At 31.7% G+C, this 20,458-nt stretch carries 13 protein-coding genes; 5 read left to right on the top strand and 8 right to left on the bottom strand.

Annotation, left to right across the window (positions count from 1 at the left end):
• Window positions 1-141 precede the first annotated feature (141 nt).
• A complete protein-coding gene (locus BMY33_RS21995) occupies window positions 142-717 on the top strand; it encodes a toxin-antitoxin system YwqK family antitoxin (RefSeq protein ID WP_091412525.1) in 576 nt (191 codons plus the stop codon).
• A gap of 25 nt (window positions 718-742) precedes the next feature.
• Window positions 743-1,093, top strand: coding sequence for a hypothetical protein (locus BMY33_RS21990; RefSeq protein WP_091412523.1), 351 nt, complete (start codon window positions 743-745; stop codon window positions 1,091-1,093).
• A 60-nt stretch (window positions 1,094-1,153) separates the two neighbouring features.
• Here the strand turns inward: BMY33_RS21990 and BMY33_RS21985 are convergent, their stop codons facing one another.
• From BMY33_RS21985 to BMY33_RS21970, 4 genes are all read right to left on the bottom strand, one after another.
• Window positions 1,154-4,030, bottom strand: a complete 2,877-nt coding sequence (locus BMY33_RS21985; protein WP_091412520.1) for a M16 family metallopeptidase — start codon at window positions 4,028-4,030, stop codon at window positions 1,154-1,156.
• A 316-nt stretch (window positions 4,031-4,346) separates the two neighbouring features.
• Window positions 4,347-8,117 carry an Ig-like domain-containing protein gene (locus BMY33_RS21980; RefSeq protein WP_091412518.1) on the bottom strand — a complete coding sequence of 1,257 codons (3,771 nt, stop codon included), beginning with the start codon at window positions 8,115-8,117 and terminating at the stop codon, window positions 4,347-4,349.
• Window positions 8,118-8,256: 139 nt separating this feature from the next.
• Entirely contained in the window at window positions 8,257-9,795 is a 1,539-nt protein-coding gene (locus BMY33_RS21975) for a YifB family Mg chelatase-like AAA ATPase (protein ID WP_091412516.1), read from the bottom strand.
• 626 nt (window positions 9,796-10,421) lie between these two features.
• Complete coding sequence (locus BMY33_RS21970; RefSeq protein ID WP_091412515.1) at window positions 10,422-11,756, bottom strand: aspartate kinase; 1,335 nt, start codon at window positions 11,754-11,756, stop codon at window positions 10,422-10,424.
• 102 nt (window positions 11,757-11,858) lie between these two features.
• Here BMY33_RS21970 and BMY33_RS21965 point away from each other — a divergent pair, with 102 nt between their 5' ends.
• Window positions 11,859-12,503, top strand: a complete 645-nt coding sequence (locus BMY33_RS21965) for a hypothetical protein (RefSeq protein WP_091412513.1) — start codon at window positions 11,859-11,861, stop codon at window positions 12,501-12,503.
• Window positions 12,504-12,559: 56 nt separating this feature from the next.
• On the opposite strand, the gene BMY33_RS21960 is transcribed toward BMY33_RS21965, so the two are convergent.
• The 4 genes from BMY33_RS21960 to BMY33_RS21945 all read right to left on the bottom strand — a co-directional run bounded on the left by BMY33_RS21960 (window position 12,560) and on the right by BMY33_RS21945 (window position 18,282).
• Entirely contained in the window at window positions 12,560-14,632 is a 2,073-nt protein-coding gene (locus BMY33_RS21960) for a M13 family metallopeptidase (protein ID WP_091412615.1), read from the bottom strand.
• A gap of 305 nt (window positions 14,633-14,937) precedes the next feature.
• Window positions 14,938-15,393, bottom strand: coding sequence for an RES family NAD+ phosphorylase (locus tag BMY33_RS21955; RefSeq protein WP_091412511.1), 456 nt, complete (start codon window positions 15,391-15,393; stop codon window positions 14,938-14,940).
• Window positions 15,393-15,845 carry a type II RES/Xre toxin-antitoxin system antitoxin gene (parS, locus tag BMY33_RS21950; protein WP_091412510.1) on the bottom strand — a complete coding sequence of 151 codons (453 nt, stop codon included), beginning with the start codon at window positions 15,843-15,845 and terminating at the stop codon, window positions 15,393-15,395. The genes BMY33_RS21955 and parS overlap by 1 nt, the downstream gene beginning before the upstream one ends.
• A 55-nt stretch (window positions 15,846-15,900) precedes the next feature.
• Window positions 15,901-18,282, bottom strand: coding sequence for a hypothetical protein (locus BMY33_RS21945; RefSeq protein ID WP_091412508.1), 2,382 nt, complete (start codon window positions 18,280-18,282; stop codon window positions 15,901-15,903).
• A 300-nt stretch (window positions 18,283-18,582) separates the two neighbouring features.
• Here BMY33_RS21945 and BMY33_RS21940 point away from each other — a divergent pair, with 300 nt between their 5' ends.
• Both BMY33_RS21940 and BMY33_RS21935 read left to right on the top strand, forming a co-directional pair.
• Window positions 18,583-19,116, top strand: a complete 534-nt coding sequence (locus tag BMY33_RS21940; protein WP_091412506.1) for a hypothetical protein — start codon at window positions 18,583-18,585, stop codon at window positions 19,114-19,116.
• 123 nt (window positions 19,117-19,239) lie between these two features.
• On the top strand, window positions 19,240-20,418 hold the full coding sequence (locus tag BMY33_RS21935) for a molybdopterin molybdotransferase MoeA (protein ID WP_091412504.1): 1,179 nt from the start codon (window positions 19,240-19,242) through the stop codon (window positions 20,416-20,418).
• Window positions 20,419-20,458 lie beyond the last annotated feature (40 nt).

The following is a 20,458-nucleotide window of genomic DNA, read 5'->3' as shown; positions in this document are numbered from 1 at the left end:
CTGATATTCTGTACTACCTATAATATTATAAAACATGTCTATTCCCTGAAAACAGTGAGCACAATTTCACTAAAAGAGGTGTAACAAAAGGTAGTTTAAATCCGAATCTTTGTATTGTCGAAAACGAAAAGCACTATTATTATGAAAAGCACACTTCTTAAAACAATATTTTCTTTGAGCTTACTGTTTCTTTCTAAAGCTCATGCACAACAGTCAACCACTTTAGTTGATACAACTACCGCTAATGGCACAACATCTAAAAACATAGTAAAATCAATAACTAATCAAAACTCTTATTATTATAATAATGGTTCCATTAAAGAAATTAGAGAAACTCGTAACAACAAACTAAATGGAGCATGGAAATTCTTTCACACAAACGGCAAACTAAAAAAGGAAGGGGAATTTAATAACGATAAAATTCATGGAGAATGGAAAATTTATGATAAAAAAGGAAGACTAATATTTGTCGAAAATTATAATAATGGTAATGAAGATGGGAATTGGAAAGCTTTTTACTCTAATGGGAAGGTAAAAATTGATGGCTTTTTTACTAAAGGCAAAAGACAAGGCACATGGAAAGTTTATAATGAATCAGGACGATTAGAAAAAATGGTAACATTCGAAAATGATAAAGAACAGAAAGAAGTAATTCTAAATAACACATTACAGGATATAAACTTCTTTTCTGTTAACCAATCTATCGGGAATTATTAATATTACTTCCAAAAACTCACAAATCATGTTAGCAATTATTTTACTAATCATAATTGTTACTATAATAGTAATATATTATCAATCATATTGGGCCAAAATTGAACAACACTATGAGTGCATTAATTATGAAAATTATTCCTTGATTAAAGAATCACCTTTTTCTGAAGAGTGTAGTTCTTATCAGATTTTAAGAAAAGAAAATGAAATTTGGTTTAAACGAGATGGATATTCTTTGTTTTATATACAATTGATATCAAGAGATTCGAAGAATGTTGAACTAATTGGATTGGATGGTTATGGAATAAGAAATATGGAGTTTAAAAAATACGTTTGCGGACTAATACAAAAAATAAAAATCAAACATAATAGTCAATAAAAAAATAAAGGAGAACTTAATCGTTCTCCTTTATCTTATATTTAGTGAATTGATATAAAATTACATCTTTACATCGGATAACTTTACTTCTTTAGCATCTTTATCCAACATTACTACTTCGTCAAAACCAGCATTCTTAAATTGTTCAAACTGAGTAGCGGCATCTCCAATAACTAAATAAGCCATTTTAGATTCATCGAGATATTTGTTAGCTAGTGCTTTGTGTTGCTCAAGAGTCATTCCTTCAATAATTGCCTCTTCTTTAGCTATATAATCAGGAGCAAGATCATATCGACCCATTTCTTGTAATATACCTAATAATGCAAACTGAGTTTCAAATTTACGTGCATTTGATTTTATCAAAGCATTCTTAGTAAACGTTAAATCTTCTTCAGAAATACCACTCTTATATTTTTCGATCTCATCTTTAAATATTTTTACAGATTCAAAAGTAGTATTAGTACGAACACTAGAAGAAGCTGTAAACGTACCTGGAATTTTACTTCCACTAAACCCTGATCTAGCACCATAAGTATATCCTTTTTCTTCTCTAAGAATAAGGTTTACATTACCCGAGAAAGATCCTCCTAACTTATAATTCATTACGGTAGCAGGAAAATAATCCCCATCTGTACGTGCCATTGATAAGTATCCAATATTGATGACAGATTGTTTTGCATTAGGAATGTCAACAAAATACAAAGATGCCTTATCTCTATTATTTACGATTTCATACTCAGGAATAGTAACTTCTTTACTTGCCCATTTACTCTCTAAGTTTTTTAGAGCAGCAATCGCCTTTTCTTGATTTAGATCACCCACTATCTGAAATTTACTTACAGAAGGAGAAAAATTATTTGTATAAAATTGCTTTAGGTCGTCAATAGTTATAGTCTCTACAGACTCCACAGTTCCGCTGGTTGGATAAGCAAACATATGCTTATCTCCATAAAGTACTTTATTATATACATTTCTTGCAACTACATTAGGGTTGGCTGCAGATCTTTTTATTCCATTAATCGTTTTTGTTTTAATTCTTGCAAATTCTTCTTCATCCCATCTAGGTTGTAACAGAATTTCTTCTACAAGGTTTATTGTTTTATCCAAGTTACGTGCTAGTGTATTTCCACTAATAACTATAGATTCTCTTGTAGTATACATATTAATTGATGCTCCTAATAGCTCTATTTCTTCTTCCAACTGCTCTGGGGTTTTAGTAGCTGTTCCTTCCATCATGATATCCGTCATTAGGTTTGCAACTCCTACTTTATCGAATGAATCTAATAAATGACCTCCAGAAATTACTAAACTAAAATTCACTAATGGAAGTTCATTTTGTTCCATACCATATACTTTCATTCCGTTAGCTAAGGTAGTATTCCAAGATGATGGAATATTAAGCTTAGGAGACTCTCCTTCTTTAGGAGCTACAGATCTATCAAAAACCGAAGGTGTCTTTTCTATTTCCTCATTAGTTTCTGCTACTGCTTTTTCTACGTTCTCCTTAATTTCTTCTTCTACTACAGCTGCTTTTTCGGAATCATTTGCTGCTAAATCAGCTTTACCTTTAGGAACGAAACTAGTAATAACGTAAGGTTTACCTTTAATATATTTGTTATATACTCTTAATACATCCTCTTTGGTAACCGCTTTAATATTTTCTATATCCTGAGTAATAAATCCAGGATCACCAGCAAATACATTATATTGTGCCAATTGAAAAGACTTTCCTAATACACTACTTATTCCGTTATAAAACTGAGTCTCTAAACCTGCTTTTATTCTTTCGATATCAGTATCTGTAATTCCTTCTTCTTCAAACTTCTTAAATGCTTCAAAAACTCCAGCTTCAATATCTGCTAAGCTTTTTCCATCATTTGCTGTAACATTTACTCTAAATTTCCCAGCAATTTCCATAGAACGGTTCCAAGCATTCGTATCAGAAGTAAGTTCTTTTTCCTTTACTAACACCTTATACAATGGAGCTTTTTTTCCTTCTGCTAATAACTCCCCTAAAAAATCAAGAGCATATGCATCTTCGGTGTATTGCTCTACCGTAGGCCAAACCATATTTAGCTGTGCGGTAGTAGCAAAATTATCCTCGTGCATAAACCTTTTAGTTTCTGATAAGGTTACATTCTGGACTTTTAATTTCCCTACAGGTTGTCTCTTTTTAATTTCTCCAAAATATTTTTCGATCATAGCTTTAGCATCTGCAGTTTCAAAATCACCTGCAAGTACTAAAGTAGCGTTGTTCGGTCCATAATATTTATCATAAAATTCTTTTACATCTTCTACTGTAGCATTCTGAAGATCAACCAACTCTCCTATCACCTGCCAATTGTAAGGATGTCCTTCTGGAAAAATGTTTTTATCAATAACCCAACTCGTATGACCATAAGGATTATTATCAACTCGCTGTCTCTTTTCATTTTGAACTACTTCTTGTTGATTATTAAAAGCACTTTCAGTAACTGTATTAATTAAGAATCCCATTCTATCAGATTCTAACCACATAACTGTTTCCATAGCATTCTTCGGAACTACTTCATAATATATAGTTCCATCTTGCCAAGTACCTCCGTTAAGAGTTCCTCCAACATCTTGGATCTTCTTGAAGAACTGATCCTGAGGTACATTCTCTGATTCTTGGAATAGCATATGCTCGAATAAATGAGCAAAACCTGTTCTTCCTGTTTTTTCTCGATTTGATCCTACACCATATTGTATAGCAACCGAAACAATGGGATCTGATTTGTCTTGATGTAAAACAACCTGAAGGCCATTTTCTAATTCGTACTTTTCGAAATCGATAGATAATTTACCAACTTCCTCGTTTTCTGATTTAGTTTCTGCTGTTTCTTTTTTACAAGAAATAACGGAAACAAATAAAAAGGATATTGCTACTAAAAGCGTCCTAGATATTCGAGTTTTCATGTTTTATTTTTTTGATTAAGGTTTAAATGTAGTTTAAGGAAATGAGTATTTATATTGTTATATTATTAAAAAAACGTTAAAAAGGTCGTTTTTTATTCAAAAAAGCTTCTATATACATTAAAATTTTAAGATTTATTTATTTTAACTGTTGATCCTAATATAAATCCCTTTATAATATTTTTTTTATAAATACATTACTCTATATCTCATTCCATATTAAACTTAAAAAAAAGAAAAGCTTTATATATTATATATAACAACACAAAATATATAAAGCTTTTATAATTCGTAATTATAAAAATTAATTAAGTATTGACTATTCTTTAACCATTTTCTTAACTAATCTTCTTTGATCATTTTCTATTACAATAAAATAAGCTCCAGGTGACAAAGATGATGTATTCAATTCAACCTGCTTGGAAGTTATTTTCTGGATATCAAGAGTATTATTCAATTTCCTTCCTCTTATATCAAAAATTGTAATAGTAGGATTAACAAAGTTAACTGTATTGTCTATGTACAACTTACTTCGAGTAGGGTTTGGATGGATTTTTATAGCATCTAAATTAAAATCTTCAACACTAAGAGTAGTAGGCTCGACATCTAAAGTAAAATTAATTACTTGTTGTGCTACCCCACAATTTGCTCCAAAAGTAACTTCTACGGTCCAATCTCCATCTTCATCCCCATTAAGTTCTATATTATCAAAATTAATACTATCGGTATTATATGTTTGACCTCCAGGTGCAGTCCAAACTACCGAAGCATTAAACGGAGAAGCTGGTATTGTCAATTCTATATTTAAATCTTCTAAAACTTCAATTGTTTCTCCGTTGCTAAATGATACTGCTGTTCCTCCATCAATACTATATACTGTGTCTCCATCCGATAAATCAGGAGTATCAGCTGCAATGTTAATATTTACAGGTGTTCGAATCGATTCACACCTCCCTCCTTTTGATGTAAAATTCCAATCATAAAAGAAGTAATAGAATTCTAATGCATTTACTGTGTTTCCAACAATTGAGACTACATTGGAAGGTGAAGTATAAGGATAACTAACTCCATTTCCTGCAGGTGTCCTTCTTAATGAAACTAAATCACTTGTTACAGATATTATATTATTATTCCCTTTAGGAACATTAAGGTTTACAATTACTAACGATTCCCCTAATGGAATGTCTACAGTAGTTGAAGCGACTACATTTCCAGCTGCATCAGCAACTTGTATAGTTCTAGATCCAGCAGACATAGCTGACATCATAAAAGACTCAATAGTTATATCATCATTCGTATTAAAAATCAACCCCTGAGAAAAATCATAATCAGCAGCTGTACTAATATCTGGCGCAGGTGTTTTCTCTGAAACTATTACTGAAGAAACCCCTGAAACATAATAAGTAGTAGGACCTGTTATAGCTGGGGTTATAAAAGATGTCCCTGTTGCTATTTCAGCACCTCCTGTAGCAGCAGTATACCACTTATAATCTGTACTCCCCGAGGCTGTAAGTGTTGCTTGATCATTAGCACAAACATCAATATCAGAAACTAAAGGTTGTAAAGCTTCTTCCAAATCTAACGAAAATGCATACTCAATTGATCCACATGTTCCATCTGAATCAATTGTCACCAAATATTCACCAGCTTCATTTAAGGATAGATCATTAATTGTTATAGACGCATCTACACTTGAGAAGCCATTAGGTCCAGACCAAACATAAGTTGGATTAGCTCCTGTAAGTACATCTAATTGAAATTTGATTGATTGTCCAGTACATAAGCCTACTAAGGACCCTTCTTCAACAGCTCCATTATCTATTGATAATTCTTGTTTTGCAGTAATTGTAAGACAATTAGGAAGTGAAGATCTCCATATACCCCTTCCATAAGTAGCTGCGGTAATGGAATTATCAGCTATATTAATTTCTAAATCATTAACTATAGTAGTTGGTAAATTATTTAAAAATGGAGTCCAAGATCCATCATTAACACTCCTATATACACCAATACTCGTACCTATGTATATTGGATCTTGTGATTGACCAGAATGGTGCACTATATCATTTATAAAAAAATAATTATCATTTATTGGTAAATTTGAAGAAATATTATTGAAAGTATTTCCTCCATCGATTGACTTATGAACGGCAGATGCCGTAGTAACCCATACAATATTAGGATCTGTATTATGAATAGCTATTCCTCTTATTCTGCTTCCAAAATTAAATACATCTACAACATTATTTCCTGAATCAGTTGTTTTCTTAAGCGTACTACTTACTGAAATATACATAATTGCATTATCAGATGACGCTATTTCCATTTGACTTGCTGAACTTCCTAAATCCGCTAATTGTACCCATCCATTTTCAGCTGCATTTAAACGATATAAATTATCATAACCCGCAAATAACTCTCCTGTTGCGTTTATTGCTAATGGCGTTATCCAATTCCCATTAGATCCAGCTGGTTGGGGTACACTTCCTGAACCACTACTACCTGCATTTGAAGACAAATATAGCCCTCCTCCATTTTGAATAAATCCGTAATACTTATCATCATTTGTTGGGTCAATTGCTGTATCCATGCCATCTGCACCATAGTAATTAAGCCAATTTCCATTTCCATTATTATATGCGTGCCCTCCATTATCTTGCAATCCTCCAACCATTTTATTTGGATCATTTTGGGAAACAGCCACTTTATAAAATTGACTTGCTTGAATACCTGCTGTATGATCTGTAAAAACATTACCACCATTAGTAGATGAATAAATACCTCCGTCTGAACATACGAAAACAGTTCCCCCAAAAGATCTAATCATATGTATATCTGCATGCGTATAAGACGCACCTTGAGGGAAAGACCATTCATTTAATTTACTAAAAGATGTACCTCCATCATCTGACTTCCAAACATTAAGACAACCTACAAATACTTCATCAGCATCTGTTTGAGAAACACCTAAGGCCAAATCATAAAAAGCTTGTTGGCTTTCTATAACATCAGTAGAACTATTTTTTTCTAAGAAAGAATCCCCACTATTTTCAGAGCGATATACACCTTGAAAAGATTCGTCCGCATTAACACTTAATATGTAGACATATTCGTTATTCGCAGGTGTTACCTCAATTACCATTCTACCACTACCTACTGGAGTTCCATTGGTAATCATATTAAAAGAATCTCCTCCATTGGTCGATTTATAAAATTCGCTAGGAGTTACAGCATATATTACATTAGGATCACTTGGTTTTAATTTAATATCTTTAATATTTCCTGGTAACGTAACATTCCAAGTTACACCAGCATCTATTGATTTAAAAATTCCTGTATTAGTAGCTACCCATAATATACTAGAATTAGTTGGATGTATATAAATTTCATTCATTGACAATGGTGTATTACTTGGAGCCAACCCAGTCGGATTCCAAGTTTGTCCGCCATCTGTAGATTTAAAAACACCGGCACTTAAAGTATCATTTCCATCATCATCTCCTGTGGAGATATAAATAACATCTGAATTTGAATAATCTATAGCTATTCCAGAAACACCTATTTGAGGTAAATTATCTGTTAAAGGCACCCAAGCATTTCCAGCATTAACTGATTTCCATAATCCTCCTGCAGGAGTACCTACATACCAAATATTTGCATCATTAGGGTCTACAGTTATAGCATTAATTCTAGCTTGACCTGAAGACCAAGACCCTGTATTTGTATGCGTAAAAGGTCCTATGGCTTCCCAACTACTTAAATCTGTAGATATTAATTTATTATTTATTTCATTCTTATGTTCCCAAGCAATCCATTTATCTTCAGGAGTTGGCAAGTATCCTTCTCCATCAACAACATCCTCCCAAATATATTCCCATCTTTTAAATGGTTTATACCCACTACCTTTCTTACTTGGGTCCCTAGTTTCCCAATAATCATTAAAAGCTTGTTGAATTTCTTTAAAAGTAGGTTTCAATTCCTTATTGGTCTTACTCTGTTTCAGGTTCCGCATCCAAGGAGCATCTTGATTGTATTGAGCATTAATTATTCCGAAAAAAAGTAGAGCGAAAAAGAGATAAAAATTTTTCATAATTTGTACGAAAGGTTAATAAATGTTTTAATATATAGATTTATTTAATTCAAAAAAAATGTCTTGTTTAATTACAACAGTTTTAGCAAAAATTACCCTACTCATAATCTAAAGAAACTTCTGCTAACTATAATAAATTTTATCCCAACCATCCATCACGATCCAAACTACGATATTGTATTGCTTCAGAAATATGATCACCACTAATGGATTGAGCACCTTCTAGATCTGCTATAGTTCTAGAAACCTTTAAAATTCTATCGTAAGCTCTTGCAGAAAGGTTTAATCGTTCCATCGCTGTTTTTAATAATTCTTTTGAAGCATCATCTAACTGGCAATAAACTCTTAATTGCCTTACTCCCATCTGAGCGTTATAATGAATATTCTTTAGATCTAGAAACCTATTTGTTTGTATATCCCTAGCTTTAATAACACGTTGTCTAATCTTAACACTACTTTCACCTCTTCTTTCTTCACTTAGTTTATCAAAAGGAACTGGAGTAACTTCAATATGAATATCAATACGATCCAATAGCGGTCCAGAAATTTTACTAAGATATCGTTGCATCTCGGCTGGAGAAGAAGTTACTGGTGCATCTGGATCATTAAAATATCCACCTGGACTGGGATTCATACTTGCTACTAACATAAAACTAGATGGATAAGTAACAGTAAATTTAGCTCTAGAAATTGTTACCTCTCTATCCTCTAATGGTTGCCGCATGACTTCTAATACTTCACGCTTAAATTCGGGAAGTTCATCCAAAAACAAAACACCATTATGTGATAATGAAATCTCACCAGGTTGTGGATAACTGCCTCCACCAACTAAAGCAACATTAGAAATTGTATGATGCGGACTACGAAAAGGGCGCTGTGCCATTAGTCCAACATTATCTTTTACCCTTCCCACAACACTATGTATCTTTGTCGTTTCTAAAGCTTCCTGAAGAGACATTGGAGGTAAAATACTTGGTAACCTCTTGCTCAGCATTGTTTTTCCACTACCAGGTGGTCCAACCAAAATAATATTATGACCACCAGCAGCTGCAATCTCCATGCACCTTTTAATACTTTCCTGACCTTTGACATCTGCAAAATCAAACTCTGGATTATCCAATTCTTTATAAAACTCTTCTCTAGTATCTACAATAGTTTGCTTCAATACTCCTTTACCATCAAAAAAATCAATCACTTCTTTAATATTTTCTACACCATAAACTTCAAGATTATCTACTATTGCAGCTTCTTTTGCATTTTGAGTAGGCAGAATAAATCCTTTAAACCCTTCTTCTCTTGCTTTAATTGCAATAGGTAAGGCACCTTTTATAGGTTGAAGACTTCCATCTAACGATAATTCTCCCATTATTAAATAATCAGAGATATTCTCCCCTTTAATCTGAGAACTAGCCGCTAGTATTCCTAAAGCTAATGTTAAGTCATATGCCGATCCTTCTTTTCTAAGATCCGCTGGGGCCATATTTATTGTAATCTTCTTTCCTGGAAGTTTATAACTGTTATTCTGCAGAGCCGCCGCAATCCGGAAACTACTCTCTTTAATTGCGTTATCAGGCAACCCGACCAAATGGTATCCAATTCCTTTATCTATATTAACTTCTACAGTTATTGTTGTAGCCTCAACGCCAAAAACGGCACTTCCAAAGACCTTAATAAGCATACTCTTTTTTTTGATTATAACTAGAATATCTCCTTATGTGATACCGTCGTTATAAGTATATGTCACTTTCAACATATATGTTACTGTTAAATCAGTACTATTTTTAATTAATTATAAAAATTATGGCAGGATTGCATCGTAATTAAGCATATTGTTTCTTAATAAAGAAACAATAGATAATAGGTTATTAAAATTATGTAGTAATTATTGTTATAAATTAAATAAATTTCGAGGAAAGAGGAACTTTACAACATTAATAATAAAGAGTGAATTCTAATTAAATTCAGTAAGCTACTAGTTAGAAAGGCTAAAATATTTTAAAATAAAAAAAGCTTAACAAATGTAAACGTAACTACTGAATAAAAAACAAACAAAACGATTTCTAAACGGTATTTTTCAACGATTCTCTTTAACATTAGGAGTGGTTTAAGTTCTTAGTTTATATATAAAACAGTTAACTACCTTACTACCCTATATTTCTTTAAAAAAAATCCCAACTTGGTTAGTTGTTGGGATTTCATAAAAAACAATAATTTTGGTATAAGTGAAGTTTTATTGTCTTAAAAACAATAAAAACATACCATCTTCATTTGATTAAAGGCTCATCATGTTACATAACAAATTATCTAGAGAACCGCTTCTTGATGAGAAAGAAACAATCTCTCATTTAAAAATCTAAGGGTTGGTATTTTATCTTTTGTTTCTACTAGTATCGAGATATTATTATTACTCCCTCCATAAGAAATCATTCTCACTGGTATATAATTTAAAATCTCAAAAAGTTTATGAGAATTTTTATCATTAATTACAGATTCTCCAACAATACAAATAATACTATGATTCTGCTCTACTGTTACCTCTGCATATCCTTCTATTTCTTTTACAATTTCATCAATATGAGTAGTGTCATCAATCGTTAAAGAAATTGCTATTTCTGATGTAGTTATCATATCAATTGATGTATGATAATTATCAAAAACTTCAAAAATTCTTCTAAGATACCCATGTGCCATTAACATTCTATTTGATTTAATCTTAATAGCTGTAATTCCGTCTTTCGCAGAGATGGCTTTCAATCCCTTTCTATATGTTTTATTAGAAATAATAGTTCCGGCTGCTTTAGGATCAAATGTGTTTTTTAACAACACTGGAATATCCATATCTACAACTGGAGAAACCGTTTGTGGGTGTAAAATTTTAGCTCCGAAATATGCTAATTCTGCAGCCTCATTATACGTAAGGTGTGCTATTGGATTGGTCCCTTCCACATATCTTGGATCATTATTATGTAATCCATCTATATCAGTCCATATTTGAATCTCACTTGCATTTACAGCTGCACCTATAATAGTAGCCGTATAATCACTACCTCCTCTTTTTAACGTGCTTAATTGATTTAAATGATCTCTACAAACAAATCCTTGAGTTATATATATGCCAGAAGGTTCGTTAGCTTCCAAAACCTTATTCAACTTTTTAGAAACCTTCTGAATATTTGGGTTATCCACATTATCCACGCACATAAACTCTTTCGCTGCTATAAGTCTATTCTCAACCTCAATAGTACTCAAAAAATTTGAAAAAATGTAAGTCAACAAAGTCTCTCCAAAAGTGAGAACTTTAGCATTTAACTCTTCTGTATATTCTTGATTAGATAACTCTAACATTTCTGTTATCAATGAGGAAATTCCATCTTTAAGATTATTTCTCAATTCTAAGTCTTCAATCAAAGAATCAACAACTTCTATATGTTTATTCTCTAGTCTATGTAGATTTCTAGTAATGGCTTCTGCATCTTTTAACTTTATATATGCTACTAAATTTACTAATTGATCAGTCACACCAGACATTGCTGAACATACAACAATCTTTTGATCACTATCACTAATAAGTATATCTTTTACTTTATACAAATTTTCTACAGATCCAACAGATGTTCCACCAAACTTTAAAATCTTCATAACACTTTCATTTTATGATGCATAATTAGACAATAGTGAATAAAGAATAAATATTTTCATAAAAAAAGTATATATTTACACAATATGTTAAATATCTAACAAATGAAAACTATAACCGATTGTGTTCACAATATATTAAGGCATCAACCATTCTTAGAAGATGCGCTATCAAGAGATATTATTAATTTTAGTTCACTTGCCGCTGATCTATTGCCACAAGTGGAAAAAGAAATGAGAAAACCTGTAAAACCTGGTTCTATTGTCATGGCATTGCGCAGATATCATCCTAAAAGAATTAAACATTCCGAAAATCTCGGAAGCTTAGGAGATATTGTAGTAAGATCTGGGATTACCGAATATGCTTTTTTAAACTCTAACACTATTCTTACCAGTCAATCTAATTTATTAAACACTGTAAAAGATAAATCAAAAACTTACTTTACATATTCAAGTAATTTTCAAGAAAGCAATATACTTGTTTCCTCTTCTCTTAAAGAAATTGTTGAAAATCATTTTAAGAATGAAACTTGTATTTCTATCAAAGATGATTTATCATCTATGTCTATTGCTCTTCCCGACGATAGCTCAAGATCCATTGGATTGTATTTCTATATATTTAAGCTTTTAGCATATGAGGGGATTCCCGTTTTTGAAATCATATCAACCTCTAATTATTTTACTCTTTTTTTAGAAAAAGAATATGTTAATGATGCCTTTCTCTTAATGAATGAAATAAAAGAAAATTAAAATATTGATAATAAAAAAAGCCCTGATAACAGGGCTTTTTTTTCTTTTTTATTTGCTTACCAAATATTTACTCGTTTCTCTGGTTCTAAATACATTTTATCTCCTTGCTTAATATCAAAAGCATCATAAAATGCTTGAACATTTAACAAAGGTTGAATTGCTCTAGTAGTACCAGGAGAGTGTGGATCCGTTTTAATTTGTGTTCTTAACGCATCTTCTCTAACTTTCGTTCTCCAAACGGTAGCCCAAGACATAAAAAATCGTTGTTCTGGAGTAAATCCATCAATATCCTCAGGTCTTCCATTTTCTGCTAAATGCATCTGTAATCCATCATAAGCTCCTAATACACCTCCAAGATCTCCAATATTTTCTCCAAGAGTAAACTTACCATTAATATACACACTATCTAAAACTTCAATAGCACTATATTGTTCAGCTAAGGCATCACCTCTTTCAGTAAATTTCTTAAGATCATCTTCTGTCCACCAGTTAGAAAGATTTCCATTTGCATCAAAACGAGCACCAGAATCATCAAAAGCATGAGAGATTTCGTGACCTATTACTGCTCCAATACCACCATAATTTACAGCTTCATCTGCAGTATAGTTATAAAATGGAGGTTGTAATATTGCTGCAGGAAAAACAATCTCATTATTAAGAGGGTTAAAATAAGCATTCACTGTCTGTGGAGACATTCCCCATTTAGTTTTATCTACAGGTTCTCCTATATCCTCAAATTGTTTATCCTGAGCCCACTTACTTACAGCTGCCATATTATCAAAATAAGATTTATCTGCAGAAACTGCCATCTGAGAATAATCTTCCCATTTGTTTGGATATCCAATTTTAACCGTGAACTTATCCAGCTTTTCTATTGCTTTAACCTTAGTCGTATCACTCATCCAATCTAATCGCTCAATTCTGCCTTTAAAAGCCGTAATTACATTAGCAATCATTTTTTCTGCCTTTTCTTTTGCTTCAGGCGGAAACTTTTCATCAACATATAATTGTCCTAATGCTTCTCCTACTGTCCCATTAACAGTAGCCAAAGCACGCTCTTCTGCTGGTCTTTGTTCCTTTTGACCTCTTAAGTATTTACTATAAAAATCCCAGTTCGCTTTTTCGATATCGGTCGTTAAAAGACCTGTAGCACTATTAAATGTATCCCATCTAACTAAAGTTTTGATATCTTCTATAGATGTGTTTTTTAAAAAACCATCTAAAAACTTTGTGTATCTCAAATGAGCAACTATGATCGTATCAAACTTCTTTGTTACGCCAAGATCTGAAATCATTTTACTTAAATCTACACTTGACAACATCTTGTCTGCCTCTGCTAGTGTTCTTGGATTATTATAATTACGAGCGTCTCTACTCTCTTCTTTATTAAGCCTTGGCTCAGCAAGCTGAGTTTCCATTTTTAGGATTTTATCTGCTGCAATTTTTGCATCTGCTTCAGCGTCTCCTAACATTCCAAGCATTCTTACGATATGCTTTTTATATTCTTCACGGATTTCTTTTGATTTTGAATCCTGATCTAAATAGTAATCTCTATCAGGTAAACCAAGACCATTTTGACCAAGGTATACAGCATTCATAGCACTATTATTAAGATCTGCCTGTACTCCTAATCCAATAAATGGTGAAGAAACCGAAGGGTTTTTCGCCAATACTGTTTGAAGATCTTCCAAATTCTTTATAGATGCAATAGCGTCTAATGCAGGTTGTAGTGGCTTTACTCCTGATGCATTTCTAGCCGTAGTATCCAATTTTGTATCAAAAATTGCCAAAGCTTTAGCCTGATCCGTATCGGCACTATATTTCCCACTTTTTTTTGCTTTAGCCAATATTTCCAAAACATCATTATCAGTAGATTTTCTTAATACGCCAAAACCACCCCAGCTAGTTCTATCTTCTGGAATTTCTGTATTCTTCATCCAACTACCATTAATGTAGTTATAAAAATCTTCCTTTGGACTAACGGTGGGGTCCATATTGTCCAAAACGATACCGGGAACTTTTTCAACCTCGGCAACAGCCTCAGTTTCCTTTTCTTCCTCTTTTTTGGTTTCATTCTTGCAACTGACAAATGCAATGACGAATGCAGCCAAAAAATACACTTTTCTCATTTTTGTATTCATTTTATTAATAAATTAAGTTTAGTTCTTTGGAATAAGACGTAAAAATTGAGGATTCGTTACTCATATCCAATCTCGCAAGTTAGGCAAATTGTAAAAATACAGGAAGTTCTTTTTAAAAATTTAACTAATCGAAAACAAAAACACAATCATTAAACCATTGATTAACAATGTCTAAACCGTAAAAAGTGTTATCTTATTAACAAAAAATTAGCTACAAAACATCATTAATAATGACCATTATTTTTTAGAATTAAGTCTGTAAATATTAGTTTCTAAAATTAAATACAGCGAATTTATTTAAGTAATCGTGTATCAAAACTAAAAGGTTCAATCTCTATTAACTTTACCAAATTAAAATCCGGATGTAATGGATTAATAAGAAGATTCTGTTCTCTTGGTACTATAATACTAGGAACTTTTAATCCTAAGTTTATATTCTCCGATATCCAATTTAAAGCAAAATGTTGAATTCCTGTAGACGGTGGTATTTTATTCCAATCTTTTGGTAATTCTTTAATATCAATTGTGGAAATTAGATCATCCGGCAATTCTATGGTAGCAATAGCCATATTATCAGGAAAATATGCAGCTGGCAAGTGTGCTAGCACCTCCAAAACAGAAAGGGCCGCAGTAGTACTTGTATATAAAACAGCAACTCCTTTTGGATTCCATCTACCGCCAACAGTTTTAGCTCCAATTCCAGTAAGGTCTTTTATATATTTTTGTTTAGCAATTCTATATACCAACATTATGCAAAAATTCCATGCTCTATACGAATTAACTCTTCGTTTAATAACTGAAACCCAAATGTAGTATCTAGAAGTTCTTTTGGTTTTTTTGTAGCTAATGCAACATTTGGATGTTCCATCCATCTCTTAAAGCGCTCCAAGTCACCAAAAATATTTTCTCCTCTTGCATAAAGTTTTGCTAATTGCAATGCTTTTGAGCTTGCTTCAGTACTTAACTTTTTGTTGAGTTCATAACGTTGTATTGTCCGCTCCGATAAATGTAAAACATGTGCTAACTCGCTTTGATCAAAATCTATTGTTTTGGCAAGGTGCAGCAATGCTCTTTTATCAATCCCGTTACGGGATAACTCTATAAAATCATACACATTATGTAAAGGAATATCAATATTGAGGTACCTTAACAAACCTTCACTTTCTAAACCATCATAATCCAACGGTGATACTGCGCTCATAACCAAAAGAATTTAATATTGACAAATGTACAAAAAAAAATGACAATTGACTTTGTTATTCTAAAATTAAATCCAAATCCACACTTACAGAATCCAATCTAGCTTCCATAGATCTAATTGCTACAGTAGACAAATATCTACCTAAAGGTAATACTGGTTTTATAGAAAACTCTTCTTTTTTAATACCACCAGTTAATGGATTAACAGAAGAAGGTATAATTTCTGTTTGCTTTAAACTAATTATATAATCTTCTCCTAATTTTTTCATTACTTCTTTTGTATGACCATACCTTACATTTTTAAGGGTTGTCAACGGAGCTGAAAGTTGCGTACTTGTTTTAGCTATTTTTCGATCTTCTTCATTAGTAATAATTAGATGTTTTATTCTAACTTTTTCCTTTAACAATGGAAAAGAATCGTTTAATACTCTTTTAAGTACTTCTTCAATACCTATTGATACTCTACCTCCAATATTATCATAATATCCAGCATCTGCATATTGATCGGACATTGATACTTCTGTTTTCATCCTTTTTCTAACTTCTCCAACAGGAGTAATAAAAGGAAAACTAGCATTAATCCTCATGGCAGTAGAAAGAGCTATAGAATTATTAGGATAATTTGATTGTAATCCTTCAAAAAAATCATTCATTCCTCTTAATTCTCTTACATCAGAATACTCTACTGGGCTTATAATATTATAATTCCCCGTCTGAGTATGCGTTGTATTTACTAATAATAAAGGAGGTGTTTTCTGTAAAACAAAATCCGTAGTATCACTTATCAAAATATTAGCATAAAAAGATAAAAACTCTTTATCCATAATACTTTTCCCTTTTGAATCTAAAAAGTATTCCTCATGAGTTCGAGTCCATTGCTCTTCTAATAGTTGGCCTCTATTCTTAAAATTAAATAGACTGGTAACTTCTTTAAACAGATCTCTTCCTAATAAAGAAAGTAATGCTACTGATAAATAATTTTCCTTATAAATATTACTAGCTTTATAATTTAGATTCGTGTTTTGAGTGTCCCTATCAATTACAAAATTGGATTTTTTGCCTTGTAAACTTGTATTTCTAGCTTCAGCAAAAAACATTGAATTACCAACACCTCCCCCAGAAGCTCCTGTTAACGAAAGTAAATGTTTTTCAAAATAATCTCCGTTGGATTTTTCATACAAATAACTATGTACTAAAAAAGCCCAAAGCCCTGCTCTTGACCCCCCTCCTTCGGAAGAAGCCATAATGATCGGAAAAAATGAATCCGCATTTTTAATAATATTTTCTCTACTCTTTAGCCAATGATATATATAAGTATCTAATGATGGTCTATCAACTTGTGTTTCTATTAAATTAAGTTGATAGTGGTCTGAAGTATCTGAAAAAAACTTAGCAGAAAAAATACAGAAAACTGTTACAATTGATAGTAAAGGAAAACGCATTTTTTTTCCTAACAAAATCAACACAAAACAGATCATAAAAAGACTTAAGAGTGAAAGTATTAAAACAGACAAGGGGTTTATACCAGTAACTAGGCTCGGATAAAAATTAAATAATAAAAATGTCGTTAACATGATAAACCCAGACATTAAAATTAAGGTGTAAAAAAGCTTTTTGGGAAAACGTTTTAAAAACCTATAACTATTAAACGATAGTGTAAAAAACAATAACACTAACGCACTATTAGATAAAAACAAATTACCTAAATCCTTTTCTGCTTGAGTGTTTAATGTACCTAATGATATAATTAAAACCATTAAGCCGATAGAAACTATAAAAACAAAAAACTTAGTTTTTGCACTTCTATTTAAAAAATCTTTCAGCAACTTATATAACTTAGGCTCTGATAATAGTAATAGTAAAAAAATAATCAGAATTAAAGTATTTGTTGGATTCAAAAACCTAGTATATGTATTTTCTAATCCAAATAATTCCATAGCATTAAGAATACTTAATGCTGATATTGTAAGTAACAGAATTGCCAAAATTCTAGGTAAAGTTTTTCTCATATGAATTCTAGTTATATAATTATAACTAGCAGATTCACTCTTATCCTGAAACCTATAATGCTGATTAGGAACAAATCCGATAAGATTTGTAAGCGTAATATCTTTATAATTATGAAAATAAAAATACTTTGGAGCGTTCCATATTAAAAACGCAGCAATAATAAGTAAACTAAAATACAAAGGAACCTCTAATAAAAAAGTATCTGCTTGGTTAAGGATTAGCAATAAATCCACCGTTTGCGGAAAGTGCCACAAAGCTAAATAGACAAACCCTATAAAAAAAAGGCTGATAATATTATTAGAAAGTTCTCGCAATAGGTTTTTAAACCAAATATTAAAGCCTTCGAAAAATAATAATAGTTTGATCATCATTACATCAAATTTAAAACTAAAAATTCCGAAATCACTGACTAATTTTAAAAATAACATCTGAAAAAATCAGATTTTATCATTTCTCTTTCAAAAACCTCAAAAGCAATAAATTGGAAATCAATTTGTTAATGAAAATGTAAAATTTAACATTTGTCTAAACACCTGTATTTATGGGTCTAACGAGAATATTTATAAAATTCATTGTGATGAAATCAAGATTTAAATCTAAAAAATTACGGTTTTAACATAAAAAGTTGTATCTTGTCGTTGATTATGTGTTTTACGACGAATAAAACACTATTTAAGTAAGAAAAAGCTTACTTTTTTAATTGCAGTTTAACCCAAAAACTGAACCTTATGAAAAAATTATTACCCCTATTAACATTACTTTTTGCAAGTGTAGCATTTGCAAACGTAAAAATTGACATTTCCTATAAGTTAATGTCTGTGACTGAAAACACAATAATTAACGGTTTAGATGAGAACACCGAAGAAGGAGTCATTTTTATCACCGAAAGTTTACATATCGAAAACGGAGCGAGAATTAAAATTAGAAATGCCTGTCTAGTAATCTTAGGCGATATTTCTGGAAACGGAATTCTTGATGTAGATGAATCGGCTACCGTTACCCTAGAAGGTGAGAAAAAAGGAAGAGTTACCTTTATTGATAGATTTCTAGCAGATTCTACGTGTCAGCAGAGTACTGGTCTAGAAACATTTAAAAATATTAAGGATGTGCCCCAAGGTCTTAATTATAGTCTTTACACTTTAACAGGTAGATTATTAGACCACGGTATAATTGATGACTACATTCACAATTACAGAGATCCAAAAACATACTTCATCAAAATTGAAGGTTACAAATTGAAAAAAATCGTTTTTAAAGGTTAAATCAATCATAAAAAGTAAGGTTTTATGATAGCACGGCAATTTAATTGTCGTGCTTTTTTTATGCGCTATAAAATTTAGGTTACCTCCTAACAAAGCAATATTTTTGATATAAAACAATTCCGAATGATTTCTGTATCAAAAGCACTATCCATAATTTCAGAAGTATCATATACTCCTAAAGTAAAAACAGTTCCATTAAAAGGTACTAATGGATTAGTTCTTAGTAAAAATATTGACTCTTCAATACATATGCCACCATTCCGTCAATCAGCAATGGATGGATATGCATTATTACTCCACGATAAAAATACCTATCAAATTATTGGAGAAGTAAAAGCCGGAGATCCAGATGACTATAGTTTATTACCAGGACAAGGAGTTCGTATTTTTACTGGAGCCAGAGTTCCGAATAATGCAAATACTGTAGTAATTCAAGAAAAAGTGATAAGATCAGAAGATATCATTACAGTACATGGAGAAGTAAATAAAAATCAAAATATTAGAGCTATTGGAGAACAGATAAAAAAAGGGGACATCGCATTAGCTAAAGGAACGAAATTATCGCCTGCAGGTATTGGTTTTTTATCGGGATTAGGAGTTAATGAAGTCCAAGTTTTTACTCCTCCAAGCGTTGCTATAATAACCACTGGTAACGAATTAATACCTCCAGGGCAAAAACTGCAAGAAGGAAAAATTTACGAGAGTAACTCCTTACAATTACAATCAGTACTCGAACAATCTAAAATTAAAAAGATTAATAAATACATCGTACAAGATGAATATGAAAGTACTAAAGAAACTATCCGACAAGCCATCATAAACAATGATTTAGTATTAATTAGTGGTGGAATTTCTGTGGGCGATTACGATTTTGTAAAAGAAGCTTTATCAGAGCTTCGCACCGAAGAGTTATTCTATAAAATTAAACAAAAGCCTGGTAAGCCTTTGTTTTTTGGAAGAAACAACAAAACCTTAATTTTCGCATTACCTGGAAATCCAGCATCTTCTCTGACTTGCTATTATATTTATGTAATTCCGGTTATACAAAAAATGATGGGTACTATAACTTCTCTTGGTCTTAAAAGGACTATGAAATCTTTAACAGAGGATTTTGTCAAAAAAGGAGATCGAGCACAATTCTTGAAAGCTAAAACTTCCGAAGAAAGCGTAGAAGTTCTAGAAGGCCAAAGTTCTGCAATGCTATACTCTTATGCTGTAGCGGATGCTCTGGTTTTTATACCTGAAAACATTAATCAAATTGACAAAAATTCTTTAGTAGAGACCATTTTGTTACCGCAATAATTTTATATTTTTTCTAAAAATCCTACTTAAATTTCGGTTT

It is taken from the genome of Aquimarina amphilecti (assembly GCF_900109375.1).
Lineage (GTDB): Bacteria > Bacteroidota > Bacteroidia > Flavobacteriales > Flavobacteriaceae > Aquimarina > Aquimarina amphilecti.
Note: the sequence above shows the minus strand (reverse complement) of the source record. Positions and strands in the feature narration are given on the sequence as shown.

What these genes read in the sequence shown, in the direction of transcription:
- BMY33_RS21995 (WP_091412525.1), top strand. Translation starts at nt 142, where the DNA reads ATGAAAAGCACACTTCTTAAAACAATATTTTCTTTGAGCTTACTGTTT.
- BMY33_RS21990 (WP_091412523.1), top strand. Translation starts at nt 743, where the DNA reads ATGTTAGCAATTATTTTACTAATCATAATTGTTACTATAATAGTAATA.
- BMY33_RS21985 (WP_091412520.1), bottom strand. Translation starts at nt 4,030, where the DNA reads ATGAAAACTCGAATATCTAGGACGCTTTTAGTAGCAATATCCTTTTTA.
- BMY33_RS21980 (WP_091412518.1), bottom strand. Translation starts at nt 8,117, where the DNA reads ATGAAAAATTTTTATCTCTTTTTCGCTCTACTTTTTTTCGGAATAATT.
- BMY33_RS21975 (WP_091412516.1), bottom strand. Translation starts at nt 9,795, where the DNA reads ATGCTTATTAAGGTCTTTGGAAGTGCCGTTTTTGGCGTTGAGGCTACA.
- BMY33_RS21970 (WP_091412515.1), bottom strand. Translation starts at nt 11,756, where the DNA reads ATGAAGATTTTAAAGTTTGGTGGAACATCTGTTGGATCTGTAGAAAAT.
- BMY33_RS21965 (WP_091412513.1), top strand. Translation starts at nt 11,859, where the DNA reads ATGAAAACTATAACCGATTGTGTTCACAATATATTAAGGCATCAACCA.
- BMY33_RS21960 (WP_091412615.1), bottom strand. Translation starts at nt 14,632, where the DNA reads ATGAGAAAAGTGTATTTTTTGGCTGCATTCGTCATTGCATTTGTCAGT.
- BMY33_RS21955 (WP_091412511.1), bottom strand. Translation starts at nt 15,393, where the DNA reads ATGTTGGTATATAGAATTGCTAAACAAAAATATATAAAAGACCTTACT.
- parS (WP_091412510.1), bottom strand. Translation starts at nt 15,845, where the DNA reads ATGAGCGCAGTATCACCGTTGGATTATGATGGTTTAGAAAGTGAAGGT.
- BMY33_RS21945 (WP_091412508.1), bottom strand. Translation starts at nt 18,282, where the DNA reads ATGTTATTTTTAAAATTAGTCAGTGATTTCGGAATTTTTAGTTTTAAA.
- BMY33_RS21940 (WP_091412506.1), top strand. Translation starts at nt 18,583, where the DNA reads ATGAAAAAATTATTACCCCTATTAACATTACTTTTTGCAAGTGTAGCA.
- BMY33_RS21935 (WP_091412504.1), top strand. Translation starts at nt 19,240, where the DNA reads ATGATTTCTGTATCAAAAGCACTATCCATAATTTCAGAAGTATCATAT.